We start from the raw sequence: 26,533 nt of genomic DNA on the forward strand, positions 1-26,533 counted from the left end.
GTTTAAATTAGTGATTAATCCTATTGTCCGCACCTTAGCTACGACAACAATGCAAAGATAACAATTTGTTAACAAATTGCTATACAATAATAAAAAAATTTTTCAACATAGTTATAATCTGCCTTATATAAAGGTTTTCGGACTATGCTTCCATGATATTACAAATTTATGTAAATCGTATATTTTCTGAGATTAACAGCATAATTTTAAATTTTTGATCAATTAAGGTCAATAACCAAAATATTGCTTACTTTCGCATTTAGCTAAACTCAATATTTTAATCGAAATAAAATCAAAAAGATTATGAAGATATATACCCGAACAGGAGATAATGGAACAACTGCATTGCTTAGCGGACAGCGTGTTCCCAAGTATCATATAAGAATAGAGAGCTATGGAACAATAGATGAGTTAAGCTCATATATTGGTGTTGTGCGTGATATGCCCAAGGTGGACAAGCATACAATTGAATCATTAATAGAGATACAAAACCGTTTGGTATCAGTTGCATCTATTTTATCAATTGAGGGTGAAAATATTAATTTTAAAGTGCCTGAAATAAACAACTCTCACGTAGAGTTCCTAGAAAAAGAGATGGACGCCATAGATGCTACTTTACCTCAATTATCATCTTTTGTTCTACCTGGAGGCAATTTGGCAGTGTCGCACACCCATGTTGCACGTTGTATTTGCAGACGAGCTGAACGCTTGGTTCTGCAAGTTCATGAACAGTTTGGCGGTTGTGAAATGGTTATCAAATACCTAAACCGACTATCTGATTATTTATTTGTTCTGTCAAGAAAATTTAGTATGGATTTTAAGGGTAAAGAAATTGTTTGGAAACCATGATATAAAATTGAAATAATTTTATATTTTTGCGCCACTTTTACTAACATTAAAAAACAACAATCGTTATGTATTGGACTTTAGAGTTGGCATCAAAATTGGAAGACGCACCATGGCCCGCCACAAGAGACGAGCTTATTGATTATGCCATTCGCTCGGGAGCACCTATGGAGGTGGTAGAGAATCTTCAGGAAATTGAAGAAGAGGGCGAGATTTATGAAAGCATTGAAGATATTTGGCCCGACTACCCCAGTAAAGAAGATTTCTTTTTTAACGAAGATGAGTATTAAAATTAAATAAAAAAACCGTCACAAAAAGTGACGGTTTTTTTTATCCTATTCGTTGTTACTTTCCGATTTTCGCATACTATATATTTACTTTACAACTACTGTTTTTAAATTAGTAAATTCCCTTATTCCCCACAACGATAATTCACGTCCATATCCGCTATTTTTAATGCCTCCAAAGGGTAAACGCGGATCAGATTTAACAAAATCATTTACAAAACAACATCCTGATTTTAAGTGGTTTTGAGCAATATAAGTACCTTTTTGAATGTCCTGGGTAAATATCGCTGCTCCTAATCCAAACATCGTATCGTTTGCGACAAAAATAGCTTCCTTTTCATCTTTTACTCGAATAACTGAAGCTACCGGACCAAACAGCTCATCGTGGTAAGCTGGCATTCCTGGTTTAACATTGGTTAAGACGGTGGGCATATAAAGGGGCATGTCATTATCGAATGCTTTTTCGCCTACCAAAATTTCAGCCCCCATTGAAATAGATTTTTTTACCTGAGAGCTAAGCTCACGACAAAATTCTATTTTTGCCAATGGACCATAAGTTGTCTCTTTATCTAAAGGATTACCCGTTTTAGCTTTACTCATTTTTTCTGCAAAAGTTGTAATAAATTGATCATAAACTTCGTTCACAACAATAAATCGTTTTGCTCCAATACAACTTTGTCCTGCATTTATAAGTCGTCCTGTTACACATTTTTCAACTGTGCTATTCAAATCAGCATCAGCCAGAATAATGTATGGGTCACTTCCTCCTAGTTCAAGTACTGCCTTTTTTAAATTTCTGCCTGCTGTATTTGCAACAGCAATTCCTGCTTCTGTGCTGCCAGTGAGAGTTACAGCTGAAATTCTTTTATCTTCAATTAAACTCGATGTCTCTTCCCCTCTAATCAAAATAGTGGATAAAATATTCTCTTCGAATCCTGCCTCAACAAATAGTTTCTCGATAGCTAATGCACAACCGCTTACGTTGCTAGCATGTTTCAAAACTATTGTATTCCCAGCCATAAGAATAGGAGCAGCTGCCCTAAAAACCTGCCAAAATGGAAAGTTCCACGGCATAATAGCTAAAATAACTCCTAAAGGATTATAAACTACATATGACTTTGCGTAATCTGTTTTGATATTGATTGGGGATAAAAAATCTTTCGCATTTTTTGCATAATATTCGCAAACAAAAGCGCATTTCTCTACCTCTGCTTCCGATTCAACTAAGACCTTACCCATTTCTCTTGTAATAAGGGTTGCGAGTTCATGTCTCCTTTTTCTAAGAAGGCTTGCCAAAGACAGGAATAGATCACTTTTTCTGTCCATTGATATTTGAGACCAATGATTTTGAAGTTTTGCAGAAGCTTGCAATATTTTGTCAATACGACTATTATCGTACAAATTATATTCTGCAATTATCTCTCCTGTATAGGGATTTTTACTCTCTATGGTTCTCATTTTATCAAGATTATAAGTTAATTAATATTGCTACCACATATTAAAAAAAAGATGGGTCTCTTCGAGTGAAGCCCATCTTTATTATTTTTTTTTACTCGATTTTACAATTCATCATCGTCGTCCATGTAATCCCAAATACTATCGGAATCCTCATCATCTTCTTCGTCTAAAAGATACTCATCAATTTCTTCATCTTCATCGAAGTTATCATAAATCGAGAGCGGCTTTTTTTGTTTCTGCGGAGCTGCCGATCTCCGCCCCTTTCCTTCACGTTCAAAATCATCATTCAATTTTGAGTGATTCTTAAATGGTTCATTCTTTGCCTTTTTCATCGATCAGGATGTGTTGACAATAATTGTTTTATTGGTTAATAATTAAACTTTACATCTATTGTAGATGCTTTCACAAAGCTAAAGTAGCAACTATATTTGAAAAGAAATAATTTTTGCAACATTTTTTGCCATCTTTTTTACAACCAGCATTTCAAATTTTTATATCGCATTGATAATCAAACAAAAGACTAAAAAATGCTTTTGCCTGTGTATGTTGTAAATAGTTCTAAAAAAAGTGATCCCACAACTGAATTTCCCGACTTATCTAGACCCGGTGACCACACAGCCAAAGTCATTTCATTGGGGATAACTGCAATTATCCCACCACCTACTCCACTTTTTGCTGGCAATCCAACTCTGTATGCAAATTTTCCAACAGCATCGTATGTGCCACAAGTTAAAAGCAATGAATTTACTTTTTTATTTTGTCTATAAGATAAAATATGCTGACCATTTGAGTGTGTTCCGTTATTTGCAAGAAAACTAAAAGCTCTAACCAGATCCAAGCAACTCATTTCTAATGAGCATTGCGTAAAATAACAATCAAGTACACGCTCTACGTCATTGTGAATATTGCCGTAGCTTTTCATAAAGTTAACAAGGGCAGCATTTCTAAATCCTGTTTCTTTCTCAGAATTTCGTACTTCGATATTGTAGTTAATCCCATGATTTTGAGCTAATTCTCGAGCAAAGAACAAAATTTCATCTTCGGGATTTGTATATTGTGATAATAAAATATCTGTTATAACTAATGCTCCTGCGTTGATAAATGGATTTCGGGGTACCCCGTTTTCATATTCAAGCTGAACAAGTGAATTGAATGCGCTTCCAGATGGCTCTAGACCCACTTTGTTTTCTAAAACAGAATCGTCATTATTTAGGCAAAGTACTAACGTTAATAGTTTGCTTATACTTTGTGTACTAAATGGTTTTAAAGCTTCCCCTACGAAATATTCTTCTCCCGATTTGGTTCTCATTGCAAAACCAAACGAATTTACATCAACACGCTCTAGTGCAGGGATATAGTTGGCTACTTTCCCTTTACCTATTGAAGGTTTAACCTCTTGATAAATCTTTTCTATTAAATGTTGATAATTCACCGTATTTAAAATCTATATGTTGCTCCTATTTTTAAACCTGAAAACATGATCCCCACATCTAACTCCAATTGAGCAGCCCATTGATTGCTAAAATAATATCTACTACCAACGTGCAATCCTAAGTATAATCCACTACCTCTATTACCAGTGTATGACACATTTGAGTACGATTTAGTCTGTGTAAGAAGCATATATCCGGCTGAAGCTCCCGCGTATAAATCCATACACACGGGCAATTCGAGAAGTTTATCGAAATAGTAGTTACTAAAACATCCAAGAGAAATCATTGTGTGAAGATATTTGCTTCCTACATAAACTTCTCGATTAATGAGCAGTCTCGTTTCAGCTCCCATGGTAAGCTCTCTATAGATAAAATGCTCTCCTTGCAAATAAAACGGGACACCTATATTCGATGCTCCTAATCCAAAATTAAGCAGTGTATTTCCGCGCTTATTATCAATGGTTCCTTGTGGAACTTGCGAGTACAATTGTATATGAATTCCTAGAACAAGGGTAATTAAAAATATTTTTCTCATTACTTATATTAGTTAGATTACTTAATGGGATTTTGTGTTGTTTTAAAAAAATTAATTTGTTTACTCTCAACGTAATTATGCTTTAATTGTTGTAAAATTTCACCTGTAAATATGTAGTAATGATTGTGAACTATAAAACTATTTTTATCTGTTTGCAATATAAGTATTGCTTTTTCATAATAATCTGATATAAAAGTATAACTACTTTGATGTTTAAATAAAACTTCAAAGTAGTAATGTTACATAATGCTACTTAATCAATGATGTATGTTTTTTCTGTCTTCCCAGTATCCAGTTTGTTCCGAATCGGAATGATATTCTTTGACCATTTTGCGGAAAAACTGCATCAAGCAAATTGTCTGTTATTAAAAAAGTTTGCCAGCCTCCCAATCTCAAAGCAACACCTAAGCCTACATTTTTATAACTGTTTTTCATTAGCGTGTATGATACTACAGCTCCAAATCCTCTATTATTAAGATTTGCAGATAAGGTAACTGACGAATTAAATTCTTTATTCCATAAACGACCATGATAAAGAGCTCCAAAACTTATAATATCCGTGAGCTGATAACTTGTGCCTAAATACATTTTTAATGGAATGATGGTCTTATATGACTGATGTGACGGTTTGATATCAAATGTTTTAAATAAACTGTCTATATACATACTTCCCATATTATTAGTGGTATCAGTGATAAGATCATTCAAACAAACACCTATGAAATCAAACTCACCTTTTGCTCTGAGGTTTGTAACGTTATCTTTCCATCTTATAAAACCGAGGTCTATGATGCTTGCATGTAGCTTCAAATTGCTAACAGGACTGTAAGTCGCACCTAAATCTATTGCTACTCCACCATTTTTCATATTGGTAATATAGCTAACCGGGTCAAATTCTTTTTCTTTTGTTTTAAAAACCACTGAATCTCCTTCCGAGTCGTAACGAAAATCAAGAATTTCAAATATTGGTTGAGACGCATTGATATTGAAATCTGCATTAAAAATAAAGTCTCCTGTCTCTGGATTGGTTCTCCATTCTAGTTTCGATTTATCAAACTGTAAATTTCCCATTCCGAACAATACTTTAGCTTTTGCTCCGTACGAGAGAACAGTACTGTGCTCATAAGCTGCTCCAAACCCTATTTCTCGGTAGTGTAGTGCTTTAGCTCCGAATCCACTTAAATCTATATAAGGATCTGGAAAATTATCATTACCATAAACGGCTAACCTAAGCAAATCGCGTGGGAACGATACTCCTGCTTCAACTTTTTCAACCAAGGAAAAATGCCAAAAAATATCTTTTGTTCTGAAACCAAAATGGAGCAGGTCAATATATGTATGGAAATCCATTCTAACAATTGGTCTAAGTCCATCGGCAAAAGCACGCGATTTGCTAACATCGTGAAAGACGGTGGCTAAAGAGTCTCCAAATGCTCCTCCCGGTTTGTAAATAATATCACTATAACAAAAACTATTTATACTTAAGCCAATATTTAGCGGTGGTAAAATTTGACCCGAAACAGGTATTATTACTCCTCCAAAATATCCATTGTAGGTGAGAGTTGAAGATGGATTTAGTCTTACACTATTAGGAACGCTGTGCAAATAATACATTCCCATATTTTCTTGCGCTTTAACCTGTAAAGCCACAAAGAAAAAAATCAATAAAAAGACATTTCCTAATATTTTTATTTTGTATTTACTCATTTCCATTACTTTTTTATAAATGCTCTTCGATTTCTACTTCAGCTTTAGCCGTAACTTTGACATCTACACCATAGTGACGATAATACAAAACACTCTCTTGGGGTTGCGTATTTGATGAAGGTAACGTGGTGTTGTAAAATGCTCTAAGTATCATATATTTAGAACCTTTCCACTTATCAAATCTATCTTTAGTAACCTCAATAACTGTTGTTTTTTTAGTTTTACCAGTAACTACACCATTCATAACTATACCTGACTCTATTATTACTTGTTCCTCAGGGGTTCCGAAAATTGAGTCTTTATAGGTATAATTTACATCGGTAAGTATTCCTTGAAGTCTGATATCATGAGGAAAACCATTTGTAATATCAAGTGTAACTTGAATTTTTTTAAAATAATTAAAAATAGTTGTGTCTGAACCAGTATCAAAATCGACTGTATCGACAAAACATATATTAGGTGTTCTTCCCCAGAAAGGTACGTCGAGCTGCGACACAACAGAGATTTTACTATTTTTACTCATAAAGTTGCGCTGTGTTCCTGATTCTGTGGGATTCAAATTAATTTTTGCAACATATTCTATACTACTTGGCAAATCATATAAAAGTTGAGGAAGATTGGTTAGCTCTCCGAAAACCTCTACCGTATCAGTGGATTCCACTAAAGAATATGGGTATGAATTCACCGGTAGTACTAAATACTCTGGGTTTACGTCGAAAAATGGCACATTACCTGTAAGGGGATCTACTCTACCTAATCTTTTATTATGTACATTGACATAATCGAATCCATATTTAGTGGGTATTCCAAAGGAATTGGAAATAATAAAACGAATTACTGGCGCTTCTACATAAAAGGCTCCTGATGTAATTTCGTTTGTAAAACCGAGATCTATTTTTGATGGTCCTAATTCATTTTCAAATGGACCTACATATCCAAAAAGCCAACTATATTCATTGTCATTAAAATCAATCTGTATGTCAATTTTATGTTCCGGATTAAAAGGCTGTGAGCCTTCATTTCTTAAGGCAAGGGTGTAATTAATAAACAGTGAGTTAACTCCACTATGTGCTTTAGTCAAATCTAAAACATATCCCTCTAAATCGGTAAATGTATGATCATAACTGTATGAGTTGCCTTGTGGTTCGATATAAATCATCCTAACATATGAATTGCCGTTCTTTCTTAATTCGGGAAATGTCATGATTAGTTGTCCTCTGTTAGGCATATTAGAGTTTACTCTTATACGAAGTTTATTACTATCAAAAACCATACTGTCTAATAATTGACCTAAAACAACTCCAAATGGATATTCCGTTTCGTGTTTTGTCATTACAACAGTGGTAGGGGCAAAACCTCCTGCACTATCATAATCAGTCTTATTAAACTGCATAGTAAAAGTCTGATTCATTAGAGTTATTAGATCTTCAGCCGTTTGCGACATCATTGTGTCCTGAAGCCGTATAATAACCAAATTAGAGTCATTCGGCACCAAATGATTGTCAGCAACAGAGTCGGCTATTTTCGCAATGTCTTCTACTGTCATTGAGCCATATGCAATAGGAAAAATCCAACTGGATTGTAGTTGTACTTTTGTTGACAACTTGTCAAGTTCAAAGTTATCGCCTATACATGAGGGGAAAACAACTAGCATGACCATCATTACAGGCACTATTATTTTTTTTACTATACTGTTCATATCTTTATAATTTTACCAGTTAAAGATTATATTATGGAACTAACATGATAGTTTGCAACGTTTTTCAAATTTTGTCTGCATGTTTTGTTTCATAGTAATATTTTATTCTGTTTTATTATTTTTTCAAGATTTTAAATTCAACACGCCTATTTAACTGACGTCCTTCCTCTGTTGTGTTTGGAGCAATAGGTTCATTAAATCCATATCCTTTGTATGTAAGTCTCGATGTTGGGATTCCTTGATTTATCAGATAATCGACAACAGCTTTTGCACGTCCTTCTGATATTCTAATATTGCTTGCTTCTGAACCTATATTGTCTGTATGTCCCGATATCTCAATCACCAAGGATTTATATGTGTTCATCATAACCACTACCCTCTCTAATTCAGGATATGAGCTTGGATGTAAAACTGTTTTTCCAAATTCAAAGAAAATATTATTTAAAACTACTTTCGAACCAGCTTCTAATTTATTTAACATTATGTTTTTTGTAATTTCCTGATAATTAGTAGCAGCTGGTATATTAAAGTTTTCCGAATGGTGCAAATAATCAGTTGCCTTAACCATCATAGCATAGTTCCTTCCCGAAGGCAGAGTAATCATATATTCGCCTGTTTCTGGATTCCCCTCTACGGTTTGTACTATTTCGTTTTTCTCGTTGTCGACAACCTCAATAGTTGCTCCAATAGGACGTTCTGTGAATGAGTCGCTAATAACGCCTTTTACAATTGTAAGACGAATTGTTTTAATTTCAACTGTTTTTTCAATTACAGTTTCAGTTATTGGGTTGGCTAATGAAGCTAACAACATATCCTCTGAATTCTGAATTAACGGCTTTTCAGGTCCTAAGAAGGTAATCATATAAATATCCCAATCGCCATTACTACTATCCTGACCTTGTGAAGCATAATAACCAAAACGTTGATTCGCAGTTATTGAGAAAAACATATCATCATCGGGCGTATTTATGGGATGACCAAGATTCTGCGGAACTCCCCATGTTCCATCTCGTTCAATTTCGCACTTAAAAATATCAAAACCTCCCATTGATGTATGCCCATTCGAACTAAAATAAAGAGTTTGTCCATCGGGGCTTATAAAAACTGCTTCTTCATCATAGGGGGAATTAACTAGATTCCCGAGATTCAATGGTTTCCCCCAATTTTTTTTGATATCAGTTCTGCGTGATTCGTAAATATCACTACCACCTTTTGAAGTTTCAGGGTTGTTAGATGTAAGCCACATTGTTTTACCATCAAAATGCATCGATGCAGATGTTTCTCTGTGTTTTGAATTTATTTTCCCAAACGAGCGCTTAGATGGCTTACTCCATCTTGCTTTGCTTTTTGTTTTTGTTATAGATAAATCTCCATTTCTGTCTTTGCCGTCAAACAAGATTAATTCTTGACCACTCGGAGATATTCCTACTACAGCATTATTTGCTTTCGAATTAACGGGCTTAGGAAGCTGTTCAGGCTCGGTCCAAACTCCTTTTTCTTTTGTGGTTTTGTATATCTTCTCGTAATAATTTTGTGTTGACTTATATTTCGGTGTTTTTTTCTTACCCACAATAGGTCGTTGTGATGTAAAATAAAGAGTCCTGCCATCAATTGAGACAACTGGCGAATACTCTGAAAACGCTGTATTTACATTATCACCAATATTATCAATGAAAACTCGCTGAGGCTCTTTAACATATTTTTCTCCATACTCTGTTTCTTGCACGTATTTTTGGATTACCGGTGTTAGTCGTAGTAGTTCCTTTGTATCCAATGTAGCCCTGTATTTTAAGTAATATTCGCGGGCTTTCTCAAACTTATAGTTCAAATGATATCCCCTTGCCAGTTTAAATAAAATGTCTTTTGCAATATTGGGATTTTGCTTATGTGCAATCTCAAAATGTTGCAGACATCTCTTTTTATTGGTTGAGGCCAAATAACTACTCCCTAAATAATAATTTAAGGCTGCGTTGTTCGGATCAAATTCATAGGCAGCATTAAAATATTTTGCTGCTTCACGGTAATCGCCTACTTTGCCTTTTTTATAGTGTTTCAGTCCTTTCTTTGCATTTTTCTTAGCCTGTTTATAATTGGCAGGGACTTCGAAATCTGCTGAATTAATTTTTAATTTAACTTTCTGTGCTACAGCATCTTGCGACAAGGCAAATGACAATACTATAGTTATTATGAATATTATATTTCTGTACAAATTTGTCATAACTGTGGAAAAATTTATTCGGTTTCACAAAAAATCACGAAGCTTTTCGCTTGAATTTGTCCTAAGTTAATTGCCTGTTTCCAATCAAGACATGCTCCTCTAACATCACGTATCATTTCGCGTGCATTGCCGCGGTTTAAATACGCTTCTCCATAATCAGGATTTAACTCAATGGCTTTTGACAGGGCAACAATTGCTTCATTATATCTTTCTAATTTGATCAGAGATGTTCCCAAGTTATTGTACGCAAATGGATAATCGTCTCGAAGTTCAATTACATGCTCAAAATCTTCAACTGCACCTTCGTAATCGGCTAAGTTAAATCGGGCACAACCTCTATTATTCCACACAAGTGGAAGAGTCGAATCCATTTTTATTGCCAAGTTGTACTCTTCAAGTGCACCTTGATTATCGCCCTGACGACGCTTTGCACTTCCAAGATTACTATAAGCTAATGCTAAATGGGGATCAAGAGCAATGGCTTTGTTGTAATCTTCAATAGCCCCCAAATAGTTTTCTAACATGCGCTTTGCGCTTGCTCTATCGTTCCATGCATAAGCAAAATCTTCTTTACGATTAATACTTAAAGTAAAATCAGCTACAGCTGCGTCATAATTCTTTCTAAGAAACTCTATTACACCTCTGTAATAATAAGCCCTATAATCTTCAAACTTATTGTTTATAGCACTTGTATAATCTGAATATGCTGAATCCTGATTATTTAGCTGTTCATATGACCTAGCCCTGTTAAAATATGCTACCCCAAGAGTATTTGTAATTTCAATAGCTTTAGAGAAATCGGCAACTGCATTTCCATAATCTTTTAACTGCATATATGTACTCCCACGATTTAAATATGCTTTTGCAAAATTTCCATCATAAGATATCGATTTTCCAAAGCTTTCGAGAGCCTTTTCGTACTCTCCATTGCCAAACTGCGTTACACCAAGATTATAAGCCAATTCGGCTTCTTGGTTCTCGGCAGCGACTAATGTAGGATCGTCAAAAATCTGATTATCAAACTCTTGACTAAAGAGCCTTATACCGACAAAAAATGTTGAAATTAATAAAAACGTGATTTTTAATCTCATTTTGATTGATATGTTAAATGGTTTGTAATGCAAATATAATGTATTTATACATTAAAGTAAGCGTAAAATTGATGAATGGTAGATTTGAGGCGTCAAAATGCAACATCATTTATTAAAAATGAGTTTTTTCCTTAGATGTTGCGTTTTAAATATACTTTTGTCATAGGAATAAAACAATTTTTGCTTATTGTTGTAACGAAAAATTATATAATTTTGTAATTATATAAATCTGTTTTTTATGAAGAAAATTCTTTTATCATTTTTGGTTTTGAGCGTAGGGGTGAGTTCTTACGCACAAAGAAACTGTTCTATTCATCTATCTGTTGATGGACTTGGCGTTGGAGCCATTGATGGAACGAAAGAAAACCTTTGGGACATACGGCAAACTTTCGACAGCCATTCTAGTTACGAAAGTGATTATCTGACAAGTAAATCATTAATAAAATACTTGAGCATTAAGCCAGAGTTTAGATTTTCCGACAAGCTTAGTCTTTATACTGGACTACAGTACACTTATATGAGAAACTGTTTTTTAGGTGAATATGAAAACGGCTTTTTCTATGTTCGCTCTAATCAAAACGCTGAATACGAAACAAACTTATTTCGCTTAAAGAATATCGAAGAAACAGCTGGCTACCTATCTATCCCTATTGAGGTAAAATATACACCTTTGCGCTTTCAAGGTTTTAACTTCTACGGCAGATTAGGGTTAGACTTTGGAGTGAATGTCCACTCAAAAAGAAGTGCCGAGTTTTTTCAAGCCGAGATGCAACAATACGAAGCCGACGTACTTAATATAGTACCATTTTCTCCTAATAAGCTTTTGGTTACAACATACGTGGGCATTGGCATGGGTTATAAATTTACTAATGGTGTTACTTTAAGTGCAGATATGCCTACTGTAAAAAGGATTTTAACCAAGAAGCACTCATCTATTATTAAAGTTGACTTTCTTACTGGCATACAACTATCACTTAGTATTCCGTTAATAAACAAAGAATCAAAAGAATAAAACATTAATAACTACAAACGTATGAAAACATATATTCATCTTACATTAATCGTAATCTTATCTTTTCTCCTTTTTGGATGCTATAATGAAAAGGATTTTGAACTTAACCAAAGCGTTTTTATCGAAGATTCGCTCTATCCCGAACTTCCAATATACTCCGAATGGGGTTACAACACTTTCGGGGTTTATATTGACAGAAAGCCTTTTGTCTCTCGTGAATACATAACGCCTGTAAAGGTCATTGTAAAGTCCGACACACTACATTTTAACTTAAATGGTACATTTAATGGCAAACAAACCTCTCTAAAATTTAGTATTAAAGGTTATTCCCCAAACAATCATGATGAGCTTTCAGTGTTGAACGATGTACGTATAAACCTGAGCGGAGAAAACGTAGAGACCTATTTTACAAATGGCGACACAACGTACCATCTCGACATTCTTGACGGTGAAATTCATTTTAAGAAATTTCAAAAACTCATGGTTGATAAAGAATTTATGAAATCGATACTTTCCGGCACCTTTAAGTTTAGGACGGTCCTAAACAACGAACCAACAGCATTTGCTAACGGTCGGTTTGACTTAGGCATTGGATATGATAATTTCTTCAAATTCAATAATTAGTGAAGATAATAAAACAGGTAATAGGTGCAAGGTAAAACATAACAACTCATTAGACACAAAACAGCCAATGAGTTGAAAATAAAGATATTATAAGCATATTGCATTATAGTATCTTTTATGTATTATGCGCCAAATTTAAAAAATATTTCTACCTTAATATTATAATTGCCTTTTTTGCGATACGTCATTATTTCATCTGTTAAAAGATTTTGTTACCTTTGTAGATATTGTAAAACACATAGTTTATGAACTAATGTGGAAATTTGATGTGACGTTAAATTAAAAATTATAATAATCATGAAAACTACAAGAATTTTTATTTTTACACTGTTAGTGGGACTATTTCTACTCTTTGCAAATGGTTGTGAAAAAGTTGAAGGAGACGGAATAAACGGCAATAACATGAGCATACCCACATTATCAACAACGGAAATTACCAACATTACTCAAACCTCTGCAAATAGCGGTGGTAGCATTACTTCAGATGGTGGATCAGATGTAACAGCTCGTGGAGTGTGTTGGAGCACAAATCAAACTCCAACAATATCAGACAACATTACCACAGATGGAACAGGAGTAGGTATGTTTTCTAGTATATTAACTGATTTGTCGCCCAATACAACATACTACGTACGAGCATACGCAACAAATAGCAAGGGTACAGGTTATGGCAATACCTTAACTTTTACTACACAAGAACAAGATGAGAACAGTTTTACGGATCCCCGCGATGGTAACGTTTATAAATTCGTAACCATTGGTGAACAGATTTGGATGGCAGAGAACTTAAAATATTTACCAAATGTAGTTGGTCCTGAGACATGGTCAGAAACAGAGCCATATTATTATGTTTATGACTATGAAGGCACAGATGTAACAGCAGCCAAAGTAACAGCCAATTATAACACCTACGGTGTATTGTATAATTGGATAGCAGCAGTCGACGGAACGACAGGTAGCGAAACTAATCCAAGCGGAATTCAAGGTATTTGTCCCGCAGGTTGGCACTTGCCAAGTGATGCAGAGTGGACGCAATTAATCGATTATCTAGGTGGAGATTGGATCGCCGGCGATAAGCTTAAAGAGGCAGGGACTACTCACTGGGAAAGTCCAAACGAAGGTGCAACCAATGAATCTGGCTTTACAGCCCTGCCAGGTGGGTACTATGTAAACGGATTCGGTGCTATTGGAAGATTCGGTAATTGGTGGAGTGCTACAGAAGATCCTACTACGAATTCTGCATGGTACCGTGACATGCGCTGCTTCGAAAGCTCAGTCTATAGGAGCAATGTCGATAGAAGCTGGGGAATGTCTGTTCGTTGTATAAAGGATTAAAATCTATTAAAAGGAGAAAGAGAAAAGTAACAAGATAAAATTTAAACAATCAAGGCACAATATCCATTCATAAGCTTATTAAAAAATAGATTTCACCTATCACGCGCTTAGCGTTGTGATAACAAAAAAACGATTAGCGATTTTTTCCTCGCTAATCGTTTTTTATATATTGGTAAAGAGATTAAAATGCTCTACACCTATAGTGCCGCACTCATTACAACCACCTCTTTACTTACCTTCCCTATCAAACCTTGTAATACTGTGCCTGGTCCTACTTCGGTAAACTCTGTCATACCATCAGCAAGCATATTTTTAGAAATCTGCGTCCAACGTACAGGCGAAGTTAGTTGAGCAATTAAATTCTTTTTGATTGTTTCTGGCTCAATGTGCGGTTTTGCATCAACGTTTTGATATACAGGTGCAATAGGCTTATTGAATACCGTATTGTTGATAGCCTCGGCTAGTTCAACTCGTGCCGGCTCCATCAATGGGCTGTGGAACGCTCCTCCAACTTTCAAAGGAAGTGCTCGCTTAGCTCCTGCTTCTTTTAGTTTTTCGCATGCAATTTCAATTCCTTTTATAGAACCTGAAATAACTAACTGCCCGGGACAGTTGTAGTTGGCAGGAACAACAATCTCGTCAATTTTTTGACAAACCTCTTCTACGATGCTGTCGTCAAGTCCTAAGATAGCCGCCATGGTTGAAGGCTCTTTTTCACAAGCCTTTTGCATTGCCAAAGCTCTTTTGTAAACTAACTTTAATCCGTCAGCAAACGAAAGTGCATTAACTGTCGTAAGTGCAGAAAACTCGCCTAAAGAGTGACCAGCAACCATATCCGGATTAAATTTATTGCCTAATGCTTTCGCTAATATTACAGAATGTAGAAAAATAGCTGGTTGTGTTACCTTTGTTTGACGCAAATCCTCTTCGGTACCTGCAAACATCAAATCAGTAATTCTGAATCCCAATATCTCATTGGCTTGTTCAAACAAATCTTTGGCAATTGGCAAATTATCGTAAAGATCTTTGCCCATACCTACAAATTGTGCTCCCTGACCGGGAAATCCGTATGCTTTCATATGTTTATAATTTTAATTACATGAAGTATAAATACCTTAATATCACGCCTTTGTGTAAAACAATACCGGTATATACACTTCAAAAGTTGATTAAATTTCTGTTTATTTCAAGACAAAAATACAATTTTATTAGCTTTTTAGCGCAATTACAAATAAGTTATAAAACAGATAGGCAAAATATTATAAACTTAGATTTAAAGAATCAACTTGAATTAACCACTAATAACCTATTTCTATCACTAAAAAGTGCTTTAAATAAATCTTTTTTAACAGCAAAGCATCATTTTACCAAAAAAATATATACTTTAGCGCAAAATCGCCACTAATAACATGGTCAATACTCTCTAACACTAAAACATAAGATATGAAGGTTACTGCAAATTTTGATGGAGGAAACATTGAGGTAATAAAAGCCGAAACCCCTGAAAACATAGAGCTTGCTATCAGGCGAGACACTAAAAGTACATTTATGCAATGGTTCTATTTTCGTTTAGAGGGTGCACAAGGCTTCCCATGTAAAATATCAATTGTTAACGCCTCAGAAGTTAGCTATCCAGAAGGATGGACGGGCTACCGTGCAGTTGCTTCATACGACCTAAAAACATGGTTCAGAGTTCCTACATCTTTTGATGGGAAGGAACTACATATAACACATATGCCCGAATACAACTCGGTTTATTATGCATATTTTGCACCATATTCGCACCAACGACATCTTGAGATGATCCATAAAGCCCAAACAAGCAAGCAGATGGTTCTTGAAAACCTGGGGCAAACCGTAGAGGGTCGCAATATCGATTTACTTGTGGCGGGCGAAATTGCCGATAGCAAACCAAAAATTTGGATTATTGGTCGCCAACACCCTGGCGAACCCATGGCTGAATGGTTTATGGAGGGGCTAATTGAAAGACTTTGTAATACAAACGATCCTGTTTCACGCACACTTTTGGACCAAGCTATTTTTTATCTGATTCCAAATATCAACCCCGATGGCTCAATACATGGTAATTTGCGAACCAACGCAGCCGGACATAACTTAAACCGCGCCTGGCAAAATCCCGACCCCATAGAAACACCCGAAGTATATTACGTTCGTCAACGTATGATAGATACAGGTGTTGATATGTGTTTAGATATCCACGGTGATGAGGCTCTTCCCTACTGTTTTGCAACATCAAACGCTGGAATCCCCTCGTTTAGCAAACGTTTAGGCATGTTGGAAAAAGAGTTTACCGATATTTGGAAAAAAACAAGTCCTGATTTTCAAACCGATAGAGGTTACGAAATAGATAAACCAGGGAAGGCAAAAATGGACATTTGTAGCAAATGGGTTGGCGAGAATTTCGACTGCCTATCATTGACAATTGAAATGCCATTTAAAGATAACAACAACCTACCCGATTCGACATACGGCTGGAGCCCCGAAAGAAGCAAATGCCTTGGAGCATCAGTCCTTAATGTAATATTGCAAATGGTTGATATATTGGTTTAATTCATTAATAACAAATGCTTAGCACAGAAACTATAAAACGCAGGTTACGCGATAAAAAGGTGGGTATCGCAGGTAGTGGAGGATTAGGCTCAAACTGTGCTATGGCTTTAGCTCGTGCAGGTATTGGCCACTTAGTTTTAACCGATTTCGATGTTGTAGTAGAATCAAACCTTGAAGTTCAATACTATTTTAAGGATCAAATTGGACATAAAAAAGTGCTTGCATTAGCCGAAAATATTAAAAAAGTAAATCCACTAATTAAAACCGAAACACACGACATTAAGTTAGACGAGAATTCGATTGTAACCATATTCCGTAATTGCGATGTTATTGTCGAAGCATTTAGTTTAGTTGAAAACAAACAGATGCTTGTCGAAACGGTATTATTAAATTTTCCTGAAAAGTTTTTAATAATGAGTTCAGGGTTCGCAGGTTGGGGTAATAGCGATAGAATTTCACAAGCTTCATATGAGAAATTGATTATTTGTGGTGATTTCATGACTGGAGCAAAAGAAACTCTACCGCCTTTAGCACCAAGGATTGGAATTGTTTCGAATATGCAAGCAAATGCAGTACTTGAAATTTTACTTAATAAAAAACTATAGTTTATCAACTATTTGCAATAAGATAAACTTATATTTGATCGTATTTTTCAAATAAGAACACTATAACAATACGTGTAAATTAATAATCATGAAGGGTCTGAAAAACTTTTACTTTAAGAGGTTACATAACAAATATGGGTTAACATTTATAGTATTTCTAGTTTGGATGATTTTTTTTGATACTAACAATCTGATTGACAGGGTTGACAGTATCAAGCAACGGCGAAAATTAAAAAGTGATATTGAGTACTTTAAGCATAGAATAGAAACCGACTCTAAAAACCTTAAAGAGTTAAAAACTAATCCGGAAGTACTTGAAAAATTTGGGCGTGAGCAATACTTTATGAAAAAAGACAACGAAGATATTTTTATAATCGTTAAAGATTAAATCATTTTGTCAAGCGCTGTATAAGACTTTTACGACTCACAAAACTATAATGCTCTGTTTCCGCACCAAATCCCAAGTTACGTTGCGCTATTGACTTTATGCTCGAACCTGTAAAATCAAATATTTTATCCTCTCCTGCATATCTTTCAATTACTCGGTCGATCAACAAAAACATTGCACGCTTATCTTTTCCAACGTTACTTGATGAACATAAAAGGAAATAAACACGTTGAGCATCAACAATAAACAAGCCTGCTGAAATTAACTCACTATTATCGTAAACTCCAACAAGCAAAGGTTGGGAATAAATTTTTGCATTGTATATCAAATTCTTAATACTATTGGCATTTGGTTTTGTAAACTCTTGAGGCTCCCATTGGCACTGAAACTCAAGAAATTGCTCAACGTCTAAATTATAATCTATTGTCAATTCAAATTCGTTTGCAGCTTGAATATTGCGCCGTGTATTTCTATTGTAGTCGGCAGCTATATGGTCGTAACCTTTAATCAATCTCAAAATTTGATTATCCCGCTGAACGACATCATAATTACTGTTTATCTCAGTTTTAAAAGTGCCATTTAAGTGAACAATCAAGTATTTACTCGGAATAGAGCTTAAAAATTCAAACACTATTTCAGGCGAACAGCCATCTTTCCCTATTACCCCAAGTCGCTGAGTAATAAATGGTTGATAAATATATTGTATAAAATACTTTTCCCTAAAAGGCAAAGGCATTACAAACTCATAATCACCATAAATCAGGGCATTCCAATTAGAGTTGGTCATTGAATCAAGATACCACGATTCAAAATAAATCAACCGCATGAAACTTTGACGAACCAAAGAGTCCCATTTAACAACGTCTATTTGCGACCGTTTGTAAAATTCAATTTTTTTATCTCCATTTCCCTTTCTCATAAAAACATAATTAGCTTCCAACCCACTCCAATATAAACTCTACGGAAAAGAGGTAACCACCGTGAAACCTAACAAATCGTCAAGTCCTGTGGAGCGATCGCAATTGTAAACAAAAATCAAATAGTCGTTACTTGTTTGGGCAAAATTCCCCTCAATCTTGCTGAAATCAATGCGATTGTCGTAATTATAAACAAAAGCATAACAATAGTCATGAAATCCCTGTTTTAGCAACATTTTATTTTCGTAAAGCGCCTTATCAACATCGTAAACCATTAAATTCCAAGGATTTAACGAATATCCCGTCAATGCACCATAAACATATACATTACCCTCTATCATCGGTAACTCCGATTTTAGCGTAAAATAGGCATAAAAATAGTCAGCTTCAGTATTACTATTCCACGACCCAAACTTTTCGATATGGTTTTTACCGTTCATATCGTCTGAACTACGTGGCGGTGTATTGGTCCTAAACATATCGGTTGGCAACTGTACATGATCAACTCCACGTATCGTAACTAACTTTTCAACATCAGAGTAATTAGTACTTAACTCTTTTAAATTCAAAGTTCTAAACTCGTTATTTGGACTTAACTCTTTTTCGTAAGTTATAATATTCCCCCTGACAAACAACGGGGAAATATCCGTAACCGCCCCATGCCAAATATAGTTGGGCACAACAACCACTTTCAAATCAGAAAAGACATCGCTAACCTGAACCCTTGAAATATCAATTGACAACTCAAGTTTTTGGTTGTTGTAATTCATACTACCGCCATGTATCATTCGAATATTTGCGTCAATAGAAATTTTATTGTCATAAACCGTGAAACGCCGCGATATCACAACATCATCTGTGGAAGCATCAAAAACTTTAAGCAAAAAGTTACCCGTTCGTTTTATTTTGATGTCGTTGTTTGGAATCCTCAAAACGTAGTGACGATACGGAATTGTAGTTGCTATCGACAACTCGTAGTCGTTCAAACTGTTATTAGCAAAACCATCTAAATAACTGTTTACATCGTTGTTTTGAACTTGCCAGTTTGCATCGTAATGCTCAATTGTATAATAATAATTGTGTTGCGTAGAGTCTATATCATCGAAATGCAACTCTAACGACGAACTGCCATTAATCGCGAGATTTGGATATGTCATTGTACTTCCCGATAAGTAAGTTTGAACTGATTGAACATAAGGGACGTGTACTCGATTATTATTCAATGATGTCGCTTCCCATATTTTATCAACAACCTCTTGCGATGGAAATAGTGGTTGAGAAAACGCCTGACCGTATGCAATAAAAAAAACAACAAAAAATAATTGCTTTTCAATTGAGTATAACTTCTTTTTCATTATACATATCTCATAATTACAATAAAAACCAATCAAAAAACGAATATACTAAGAAAGATATTATGTTTGACACATTTTTGAGCAACATATATTTTTGTCTTAATGACACTAAAATATAAATCAGAAATATAGAAATTATATATCTTATTTTACCTACATTTGCACGATTATTGAGATAAAAACCAAGCACAAACAAATAACAAAAAAAACTAATGTCAAAAGTAATAAAAATCCGCAAAGGGCTCGATATTCCTATAGTTGGAGAAGCCGACCGGAAAATTACAGATGTACCAAATTCTGAGACTTTTGCTATTAAACCTTTGGAATTTAAAGGATTAAGTCTAAAGCTCGTAGTAAAAATTGATGACGAGGTAAAAATCGGAACACCAATATTACACGATAAAGCCAATCCCGACATTGTTATAACAGCACCAGTTTCTGGAAAGGTTACTGCTATAAATCGTGGAGAACGCCGCTCGTTATTGGAAGTAGTTATAAAATCTGACAAAACTAATAGCACTGTCGATTTTGAAAACATAAATCGTTCGTCGCTTGACAGAAAGTTAATAACTGAACACCTTTTAAAAACAGGACTTTGGGCTTTTATAACACAACGTCCATTCGGACTTGTAGCGAATCCAGAAAACAGTCCACGCGATATTTTTATATCAACTTTTGATTCATCTCCACTTGCCCCCGATATCTCGTTTATAATTGAGCAAGACAAGCAAAGTTTTGCAGCAGGTGTAGAAATACTGCAACAATTAACTTCGGGCAAAGTTCATTTAGGTTTAAATGCGGATAAATCAAACGAAATGTTTGAAAATATCAAAAGTATCGAAAAACATTACTTTACGGGACCACATCCAGCAGGTAATGTTGGGATACAAATTCATCATATCGCTCCCATTATTAAGAATGACGATATTGTTTGGACTGTCAGACCACAAGATGTTCAAAATATAGGACGATATTTCAGCACAGGAAAACTTGATTTCCAGCGCATTATAGCAATAACAGGTAGTGAAGTTATCAACCGAAGTTATGTAAAAACTACTGTTGGTGCTAATTTTGAGCCTTTACTAAAAAACAACGTAAGTATGGATAAAAACTTGCGATATATTAGTGGTAATCCACTAACAGGCAGCAAAGAGGAAGCAACAAGTTTTCTCGGTTTTTATCATGATCAAATTACCGTTATACCCGAAGGTGACGAATACGAGTTTATGGGCTGGGCTATGCCTCGGTTTAGTAAATATTCGGCTTCAAAAGCTTATTTCAGTTGGTTGTTCCCAAAACGTAAATACGTTATAGATGCAAATATAAACGGAGATGAACGAGCTTTTGTCGTTACCGGCGAATATGAGAAGTATCTGCCAATGAACATTTTACCCGTATATCTGCTTAAAGCCGTTATCACAAAAGATATTGACAAAATGGAGCAGTTGGGAATATACGAGGTTATTGAAGAAGATTTAGCGCTTTGCGAGTTTGCCTGTACCTCCAAAATTGAGGTACAAAAGACTCTACGAGAAGGAATTGAGTTTTTAATTAGTGAGTTATAAAACAGAACACATGAAGGCTGCAAGAAAATTATTAGACAATATAAAACCGAAGGTTCAAAAAGGTGCCAAGTTTCACTGGCTCCATTCAACCTACGATGCATTTGAAACATTCGCATTTGTACCTAAAACAACAAGCAAATCTGGTTCACATATCCACGACGTAATAGATATGAAACGAACCATGACAGTTGTGATATTAGCGCTTATGCCGGCACTCTTATTTGGGATGTATAATGTTGGATATCAACACTATTTATCAACAGGAGCATTAGCAACGACATCGTTCTTTTCACTGTTTTGGTTTGGGTTCCTTAAAGTACTTCCCATAATAATTGTAAGCTATGTAACTGGTCTTGGTATTGAATTTTTATTTGCTCAACTGCGTGGACATCAAGTAAACGAGGGCTTTTTGGTTACAGGAATGTTAATTCCACTAATTATGCCTCCCAATATTCCACTTTGGATGGTGGCAGTTAGTACAGCATTTGCGGTTATCTTTAGTAAAGAAGTGTTTGGTGGTACTGGAATGAACTTTATGAACCCCGCACTGACAGCGCGAGCATTCCTTTTCTTTGCTTATCCATCGCACATTTCGGGCGACGCAGTTTGGATTGCAGAAAAAGCCGATGCTTTCTCTGGAGCCACACCATTAGCATTAGCTGCAAGCGGTGAACCACAAACTCATAGTATTGCAGAAATGCTCATAGGCTTTGTGCCAGGCTCAATAGGAGAAACATCAGTAATAGCCATAGGCATTGGAGCACTATTACTATTGGCAACAGGCATAGCAAGTTGGCGTATAATGCTTTCGGGAACAATCGGTGCACTTTTAATGGGAATTATACTCAATTTGACAGCAACTGCCACAAACCCATTTATGTCGGTACCATTTTGGCATCACTTACTGATGGGTGGATTCGCATTCGGAATTGTGTTTATGGCAACCGACCCTGTTACTGCATCGCAAACCCAGACAGGTAAATGGATATATGGTTTTCTGATAGGATTTTTAGCAGTTCTTATCAGAGTTTTAAACCCAGCTTATCCAGAAGGAATGATGTTATCAATACTATTGATGAATGTTTTTGCACCACTTATTGACCATTATGTTGTTCAAGCAAACATCAAACAACGCATGAAACGGACTCGACAAACTAATCCTGCTGTGCAAGGATAATAGTTGAGTTCAATATGAACATAAATTAAGAGATTTATAAGATATTCAAAAAGAACTGTTTAGCTTAAAATTATCGGAATAATGAATACACAAGGAAATGCATATACAATAATATATTCTTCGATAATGGTTATTTTGGTTGCTGCGGCATTGTCATTTACTGCACTAACCTTAAAACCAAGACAGGATAAGAATATAGAGGTTGAGAAAAAGCAAAACATACTCACATCTGTACATATAGGTTTAGATGCTGACCAGCAAAGCGACAAGGCTGGATACATCGAAAGTTTATATAACAAATATATTACCGAAGCTTTTTTGGTTGACAGCAAGGGAGACAGAATAGATGGTGACGCTTTCACTGTTGATATCAAAAAAGAAATAGGCAAACCATTAGAAAACAGACAACTACCTGTATTTGTATGTACGAATGACCAAAACATAAAAAACTATATTCTGCCCGTTTATGGTAGCGGATTATGGGGAGCCATATGGGGATATGTAGCTGTACAAGACGACTTTAACACTGTAGTTGGCGTTATGTTTGACCACGCATCGGAAACACCCGGTTTAGGAGCAGAAATAAGCACCCCTCCTTTTCAAAAGCAATTCGATGGCAAAAAACTTTTCGACGAAGAGAAGTTTGTTTCCGTTAAAGTTGTAAAGGGTCAAAACACCACAGAAAATCCACACGCTGTTGATGGAATTTCGGGAGGAACAATCACAAGTAACGGAGTTGAACAAATGCTTTCCGAGTGTTTATCGGGATATTTAGAATTTTTCAAATCGCAAAAAAACGACCAATATGAGCAATAAAGAACCTCTATTTTCAGCAAAAAACAGACGATTAATTACTTCGCCTCTTAGCAAAGATAATCCAATCACAATACAGGTATTGGGAGTCTGTTCGGCACTGGCTGTTACTGCTAAGCTTCAACCAGCTGTTGTTATGGCAATATCAGTAACTGTAGTTGTTGCACTTGCAAACGTTATTATTTCACTTATCAGAAATACAATCCCAAACAGAATTCGTATTATAGTACAGTTAGTTGTTGCCGCGGCATTAGTAATTATTGTCGATCAAATACTGAAAGCATATGTGTACGAGATATCAAAGCAACTTTCAGTATTTGTGGGACTTATTATCACAAACTGTATATTAATGGGACGCTTAGAAGCTTTTGCACTTGCAAATAAGCCATGGCCCTCATTTCTCGATGGAATCGGTAACGGTTTGGGATATGGTATTATACTAATAGTGGTTGGATTTTTCCGTGAGCTATTTGGCTCTGGCACTATTTGGGGATATACTGTTGTACCTGAAAGTTGGTATATAGAAAACGGTGGATTCTACGCAAATAACGGAATGATGATATTGCCCCCTATGGCACTTATCACAATTGCAATTATTATATGGGTACAACGAAGCCGCGACCATTCACTTATTGAAGAAAATAATTAACACTACAAGAAAAATCGAAGATTATGGAAAATTTACTTAACATATTCGTAAAGTCGGTATTTATAGAAAATATGATATTTGCCTATTTTCTTGGCATGTGTTCGTATATTGCTGTTTCAAAGACAGTTAAAACAAGTATGGGACTCGGAATTGCAGTTATATTTGTTCTGGGAATTACACTTCCAATAAACTATCTGCTTGAAAATTACATACTTAAAGAAGGTGCTTTAGCTTGGTTAGGCGAGTCATTTGCAACAGTTGACCTTAGCTTTTTAAGCTTTATAATGTTTATTGCTGTAATAGCATCAATGGTTCAATTAGTCGAAATGTTTGTGGAGAAATATGCTCCTGCACTATACAACTCTTTAGGAATATTTTTACCACTGATAGCTGTTAACTGCGCTATTCTTGGAGGTTCGTTATTTATGCAAGAACGCGCTTATGAAAATATTGCCGAAGCAACCGTATTTGGAATTGGCTCGGGAGTAGGCTGGTTACTGGCTATTGTTGGAATTGCAGCAATACGCGAGCGCATACGCTATTCGAATGTACCAAAACCACTACGCGGTCTTGGTATTACTTTTATTGTCACAGGATTAATGGGTATCGCCTTTATGGCATTTATGGGTATTAAACTATAAACTAAGTAGTTATGATTTCATTAGTTATAAGTACAACAATTATTACAAGTATAGCAGTTTTTCTGTTAGTTATTCTTTTATTAGTTTCTATATTGCTTTATGCAAAGGCAAAACTAACACCTCCTGGAAAACTTATAATAAATATAAACAACGGCGAGCGAGAGCTTGAAGTTGAAGGTGGAGGCAGTTTGCTTGCTACATTAGGAAACAACAAAATATTCCTCCCATCTGCTTGTGGTGGTGGTGGAACTTGCGCAATGTGTAAATGTGTGGTTAATTCAGGCGCAGGCTCAATACTACCAACAGAAGTAGGTTTTTTTACCCGTAAAGAACAACAAAATAATTGGCGGTTAGCTTGTCAGGTTAAGGTTCGCGACAATATTGAAATGACAATCCCTCAAGAGATACTTGGAATAAAAAAATGGGAATGTGAAGTTATTAGCAACAAAAACGTAGCTACATACATAACCGAATTTGTAGTGAAGTTGCCCGAAGGAGAAAGACTTGATTTTAAATCAGGCGGATATATTCAAATTGACGTCCCAAAAATAAATATCGATTTTAAAGATATGGATCCTGGCGATAAGTACAGAGAAGAGTGGGAAAGAATGAAAATGTTCGACCTAAAAATGAAAAATCCAGAACCAACTTATCGTGCATACTCAATGGCAAACCATCCTGCTGAAGGAAATATTATAATGCTAAATATAAGGATAGCTACGCCACCATTCAATCGCGCTAAACGAGAGTTTGAAAAGGTTAATCCGGGGGTATGTTCATCATACATATTCTCAAGGAAACCAGGCGACAAGGTTACAATAAGCGGTCCATACGGTGAATTTTTCATTAAACCAACGAAACGTGAAATGATATTTATTGGTGGTGGCGCGGGTATGGCTCCCATGCGCTCACATATCTTCCATCTGTTCCAAACCGAAAAAACTGATAGAAAAGTTTCATATTGGTATGGAGCACGTTCACTCAGAGAAGTTTTCTACGATGACCAGTTTAGAGCAATTGAGAAAGAGTTTTCAAATTTTGAATTTCACTTAGCTTTGAGCGAACCGCTGCCCGAAGATAACTGGAATGGACCTACAGGATTTATACATCAAGTTCTTTTCGATAACTACTTGTCAAAACACGAAGAACCTGAAGAAGTTGAGTATTACCTATGCGGACCTCCAATGATGAATGACGCAGTTAATAAAATGCTGTACGAATTGGGAGTGCCAAAAGAAAATATTGCATTCGACGATTTCGGCGGATAAAAACAAAAAAGCTCGCACCAAATTCTATTGCGAGCTTTTTTATATTATTCATAAACACTATGCACAAAATTAAAAATAAGTACCTATAATTGCATTAAAAAGTTTTAAATTTGTAGATTTGATTCTTTATTACAAAATTGTTTTGATTTTATAGAAAATTCTGAGTACATCTTATTACTCAATAATTATCTGTTTTGTGGATAAACGTTTGATATACATATTTTTATTTTTATCTTTAATTCTCAAAGGGTTTATAGCCTCCGGACAAGAATTAAAAGATATTACCCCTGCGAAAAAAGCCCTATTCGACCAACACATTGAATTAGCTCAAATAGCTGA

25 protein-coding genes are annotated in these 26,533 nt (G+C 35.4%); 14 read left to right on the forward strand and 11 right to left on the reverse strand.

Annotated features, from left to right (window positions below):
* The first annotated feature begins 303 nt into the window (after nt 1-303).
* Both GX311_07705 and GX311_07710 read left to right on the forward strand, forming a co-directional pair.
* Nucleotides 304-849, forward strand: a complete 546-nt coding sequence (locus tag GX311_07705) for a cob(I)yrinic acid a,c-diamide adenosyltransferase (protein NLK16264.1) — start codon at nt 304-306, stop codon at nt 847-849.
* A gap of 65 nt (nt 850-914) precedes the next feature.
* A complete protein-coding gene (locus GX311_07710; protein NLK16265.1) occupies nt 915-1,136 on the forward strand; it encodes a DUF2795 domain-containing protein in 222 nt (73 codons plus the stop codon).
* A gap of 84 nt (nt 1,137-1,220) precedes the next feature.
* On the opposite strand, the gene GX311_07715 is transcribed toward GX311_07710, so the two are convergent.
* The 8 genes from GX311_07715 to GX311_07750 all read right to left on the reverse strand — a co-directional run bounded on the left by GX311_07715 (nt 1,221) and on the right by GX311_07750 (nt 11,274).
* Nucleotides 1,221-2,591, reverse strand: a complete 1,371-nt coding sequence (locus GX311_07715) for an NAD-dependent succinate-semialdehyde dehydrogenase (GenBank protein ID NLK16266.1) — start codon at nt 2,589-2,591, stop codon at nt 1,221-1,223.
* A gap of 101 nt (nt 2,592-2,692) precedes the next feature.
* Entirely contained in the window at nt 2,693-2,923 is a 231-nt protein-coding gene (locus GX311_07720; protein NLK16267.1) for a hypothetical protein, read from the reverse strand.
* A 188-nt stretch (nt 2,924-3,111) separates the two neighbouring features.
* Nucleotides 3,112-4,023 (reverse strand): glutaminase, encoded by a 912-nt coding sequence (locus tag GX311_07725; GenBank protein NLK16268.1) that lies wholly within the window; start codon nt 4,021-4,023, stop codon nt 3,112-3,114.
* Between the two features lie 5 nt (nt 4,024-4,028).
* On the reverse strand, nt 4,029-4,559 hold the full coding sequence (locus GX311_07730; GenBank protein ID NLK16269.1) for a hypothetical protein: 531 nt from the start codon (nt 4,557-4,559) through the stop codon (nt 4,029-4,031).
* 249 nt (nt 4,560-4,808) lie between these two features.
* The gene (locus GX311_07735) at nt 4,809-6,266 is read right to left on the reverse strand and encodes a hypothetical protein (GenBank protein ID NLK16270.1); all 1,458 of its coding nucleotides are present in this window, start codon (nt 6,264-6,266) and stop codon (nt 4,809-4,811) included.
* A 13-nt stretch (nt 6,267-6,279) separates the two neighbouring features.
* Nucleotides 6,280-7,965, reverse strand: a complete 1,686-nt coding sequence (locus tag GX311_07740) for a hypothetical protein (protein NLK16271.1) — start codon at nt 7,963-7,965, stop codon at nt 6,280-6,282.
* A gap of 115 nt (nt 7,966-8,080) precedes the next feature.
* On the reverse strand, nt 8,081-10,183 hold the full coding sequence (locus GX311_07745; protein NLK16272.1) for an OmpA family protein: 2,103 nt from the start codon (nt 10,181-10,183) through the stop codon (nt 8,081-8,083).
* A 14-nt stretch (nt 10,184-10,197) separates the two neighbouring features.
* A complete protein-coding gene (locus GX311_07750) occupies nt 10,198-11,274 on the reverse strand; it encodes a tetratricopeptide repeat protein (protein NLK16273.1) in 1,077 nt (358 codons plus the stop codon).
* 238 nt (nt 11,275-11,512) lie between these two features.
* Here GX311_07750 and GX311_07755 point away from each other — a divergent pair, with 238 nt between their 5' ends.
* The 3 genes from GX311_07755 (at nt 11,513) to GX311_07765 (ending at nt 14,245) form a co-directional block, all read left to right on the forward strand.
* Nucleotides 11,513-12,286: a PorT family protein gene (locus tag GX311_07755; GenBank protein NLK16274.1), complete on the forward strand. Its 774-nt coding sequence runs from the start codon at nt 11,513-11,515 to the stop codon at nt 12,284-12,286.
* Between the two features lie 21 nt (nt 12,287-12,307).
* The gene (locus GX311_07760; protein ID NLK16275.1) at nt 12,308-12,910 is read left to right on the forward strand and encodes a hypothetical protein; all 603 of its coding nucleotides are present in this window, start codon (nt 12,308-12,310) and stop codon (nt 12,908-12,910) included.
* A gap of 402 nt (nt 12,911-13,312) precedes the next feature.
* Nucleotides 13,313-14,245, forward strand: coding sequence for a hypothetical protein (locus tag GX311_07765; protein NLK16276.1), 933 nt, complete (start codon nt 13,313-13,315; stop codon nt 14,243-14,245).
* A 197-nt stretch (nt 14,246-14,442) separates the two neighbouring features.
* On the opposite strand, the gene fabD is transcribed toward GX311_07765, so the two are convergent.
* Nucleotides 14,443-15,324: an ACP S-malonyltransferase gene (fabD, locus tag GX311_07770; GenBank protein ID NLK16277.1), complete on the reverse strand. Its 882-nt coding sequence runs from the start codon at nt 15,322-15,324 to the stop codon at nt 14,443-14,445.
* Between the two features lie 364 nt (nt 15,325-15,688).
* Between fabD and GX311_07775 the strand changes: the two genes are divergently transcribed.
* From GX311_07775 to GX311_07785, 3 genes are all read left to right on the forward strand, one after another.
* Nucleotides 15,689-16,816: a carboxypeptidase family protein gene (locus tag GX311_07775; GenBank protein NLK16278.1), complete on the forward strand. Its 1,128-nt coding sequence runs from the start codon at nt 15,689-15,691 to the stop codon at nt 16,814-16,816.
* A 14-nt stretch (nt 16,817-16,830) separates the two neighbouring features.
* Nucleotides 16,831-17,421, forward strand: coding sequence for a sulfur carrier protein ThiS adenylyltransferase ThiF (thiF, locus tag GX311_07780; protein ID NLK16279.1), 591 nt, complete (start codon nt 16,831-16,833; stop codon nt 17,419-17,421).
* An 88-nt stretch (nt 17,422-17,509) separates the two neighbouring features.
* On the forward strand, nt 17,510-17,809 hold the full coding sequence (locus GX311_07785) for a septum formation initiator family protein (protein ID NLK16280.1): 300 nt from the start codon (nt 17,510-17,512) through the stop codon (nt 17,807-17,809).
* Nucleotide 17,810: 1 nt separating this feature from the next.
* Here GX311_07785 and GX311_07790 read toward each other — a convergent pair whose 3' ends face one another.
* Both GX311_07790 and GX311_07795 read right to left on the reverse strand, forming a co-directional pair.
* Nucleotides 17,811-18,728 (reverse strand): hypothetical protein, encoded by a 918-nt coding sequence (locus GX311_07790; GenBank protein ID NLK16281.1) that lies wholly within the window; start codon nt 18,726-18,728, stop codon nt 17,811-17,813.
* 39 nt (nt 18,729-18,767) lie between these two features.
* Nucleotides 18,768-20,081 (reverse strand): DUF5103 domain-containing protein, encoded by a 1,314-nt coding sequence (locus GX311_07795; GenBank protein NLK16282.1) that lies wholly within the window; start codon nt 20,079-20,081, stop codon nt 18,768-18,770.
* Nucleotides 20,082-20,293: 212 nt separating this feature from the next.
* On the opposite strand from GX311_07795, the gene GX311_07800 reads away from it, so the two are divergent.
* From GX311_07800 to GX311_07825, 6 genes are all read left to right on the forward strand, one after another.
* Nucleotides 20,294-21,646 (forward strand): Na(+)-translocating NADH-quinone reductase subunit A, encoded by a 1,353-nt coding sequence (locus GX311_07800; protein NLK16283.1) that lies wholly within the window; start codon nt 20,294-20,296, stop codon nt 21,644-21,646.
* Nucleotides 21,647-21,656: 10 nt separating this feature from the next.
* Nucleotides 21,657-22,823: an NADH:ubiquinone reductase (Na(+)-transporting) subunit B gene (locus tag GX311_07805; GenBank protein NLK16284.1), complete on the forward strand. Its 1,167-nt coding sequence runs from the start codon at nt 21,657-21,659 to the stop codon at nt 22,821-22,823.
* Between the two features lie 81 nt (nt 22,824-22,904).
* A complete protein-coding gene (gene nqrC, locus GX311_07810; GenBank protein NLK16285.1) occupies nt 22,905-23,639 on the forward strand; it encodes an NADH:ubiquinone reductase (Na(+)-transporting) subunit C in 735 nt (244 codons plus the stop codon).
* Nucleotides 23,629-24,285, forward strand: a complete 657-nt coding sequence (locus GX311_07815) for an NADH:ubiquinone reductase (Na(+)-transporting) subunit D (protein NLK16286.1) — start codon at nt 23,629-23,631, stop codon at nt 24,283-24,285. Before nqrC ends, GX311_07815 begins: the two co-directional genes overlap by 11 nt.
* Before the next feature lie 23 nt (nt 24,286-24,308).
* A complete protein-coding gene (nqrE, locus tag GX311_07820; protein NLK16287.1) occupies nt 24,309-24,926 on the forward strand; it encodes an NADH:ubiquinone reductase (Na(+)-transporting) subunit E in 618 nt (205 codons plus the stop codon).
* Nucleotides 24,927-24,937: 11 nt separating this feature from the next.
* Nucleotides 24,938-26,194, forward strand: a complete 1,257-nt coding sequence (locus GX311_07825) for an NADH:ubiquinone reductase (Na(+)-transporting) subunit F (GenBank protein NLK16288.1) — start codon at nt 24,938-24,940, stop codon at nt 26,192-26,194.
* The last annotated feature ends 339 nt before the right edge of the window (nt 26,195-26,533 follow it).

It is taken from the genome of Bacteroidales bacterium (assembly GCA_012519055.1).
Classification (GTDB): Bacteria; Bacteroidota; Bacteroidia; order Bacteroidales; family Salinivirgaceae; genus JAAYQU01.

Bases quoted from the DNA above. Each gene is read 5' to 3' on its own strand.
- GX311_07705 (NLK16264.1), top strand. From the start codon at position 304: ATGAAGATATATACCCGAACAGGAGATAATGGAACAACTGCATTGCTT.
- GX311_07710 (NLK16265.1), top strand. From the start codon at position 915: ATGTATTGGACTTTAGAGTTGGCATCAAAATTGGAAGACGCACCATGG.
- GX311_07715 (NLK16266.1), bottom strand. From the start codon at position 2,591: ATGAGAACCATAGAGAGTAAAAATCCCTATACAGGAGAGATAATTGCA.
- GX311_07720 (NLK16267.1), bottom strand. From the start codon at position 2,923: ATGAAAAAGGCAAAGAATGAACCATTTAAGAATCACTCAAAATTGAAT.
- GX311_07730 (NLK16269.1), bottom strand. From the start codon at position 4,559: ATGAGAAAAATATTTTTAATTACCCTTGTTCTAGGAATTCATATACAA.
- GX311_07735 (NLK16270.1), bottom strand. From the start codon at position 6,266: ATGAGTAAATACAAAATAAAAATATTAGGAAATGTCTTTTTATTGATT.
- GX311_07740 (NLK16271.1), bottom strand. From the start codon at position 7,965: ATGAACAGTATAGTAAAAAAAATAATAGTGCCTGTAATGATGGTCATG.
- GX311_07745 (NLK16272.1), bottom strand. From the start codon at position 10,183: ATGACAAATTTGTACAGAAATATAATATTCATAATAACTATAGTATTG.
- GX311_07750 (NLK16273.1), bottom strand. From the start codon at position 11,274: ATGAGATTAAAAATCACGTTTTTATTAATTTCAACATTTTTTGTCGGT.
- GX311_07755 (NLK16274.1), top strand. From the start codon at position 11,513: ATGAAGAAAATTCTTTTATCATTTTTGGTTTTGAGCGTAGGGGTGAGT.
- GX311_07760 (NLK16275.1), top strand. From the start codon at position 12,308: ATGAAAACATATATTCATCTTACATTAATCGTAATCTTATCTTTTCTC.
- GX311_07765 (NLK16276.1), top strand. From the start codon at position 13,313: ATGAGCATACCCACATTATCAACAACGGAAATTACCAACATTACTCAA.
- fabD (NLK16277.1), bottom strand. From the start codon at position 15,324: ATGAAAGCATACGGATTTCCCGGTCAGGGAGCACAATTTGTAGGTATG.
- GX311_07775 (NLK16278.1), top strand. From the start codon at position 15,689: ATGAAGGTTACTGCAAATTTTGATGGAGGAAACATTGAGGTAATAAAA.
- thiF (NLK16279.1), top strand. From the start codon at position 16,831: ATGCTTAGCACAGAAACTATAAAACGCAGGTTACGCGATAAAAAGGTG.
- GX311_07785 (NLK16280.1), top strand. From the start codon at position 17,510: ATGAAGGGTCTGAAAAACTTTTACTTTAAGAGGTTACATAACAAATAT.
- GX311_07790 (NLK16281.1), bottom strand. From the start codon at position 18,728: ATGAGAAAGGGAAATGGAGATAAAAAAATTGAATTTTACAAACGGTCG.
- GX311_07795 (NLK16282.1), bottom strand. From the start codon at position 20,081: ATGAAAAAGAAGTTATACTCAATTGAAAAGCAATTATTTTTTGTTGTT.
- GX311_07800 (NLK16283.1), top strand. From the start codon at position 20,294: ATGTCAAAAGTAATAAAAATCCGCAAAGGGCTCGATATTCCTATAGTT.
- GX311_07805 (NLK16284.1), top strand. From the start codon at position 21,657: ATGAAGGCTGCAAGAAAATTATTAGACAATATAAAACCGAAGGTTCAA.
- nqrC (NLK16285.1), top strand. From the start codon at position 22,905: ATGAATACACAAGGAAATGCATATACAATAATATATTCTTCGATAATG.
- GX311_07815 (NLK16286.1), top strand. From the start codon at position 23,629: ATGAGCAATAAAGAACCTCTATTTTCAGCAAAAAACAGACGATTAATT.
- nqrE (NLK16287.1), top strand. From the start codon at position 24,309: ATGGAAAATTTACTTAACATATTCGTAAAGTCGGTATTTATAGAAAAT.
- GX311_07825 (NLK16288.1), top strand. From the start codon at position 24,938: ATGATTTCATTAGTTATAAGTACAACAATTATTACAAGTATAGCAGTT.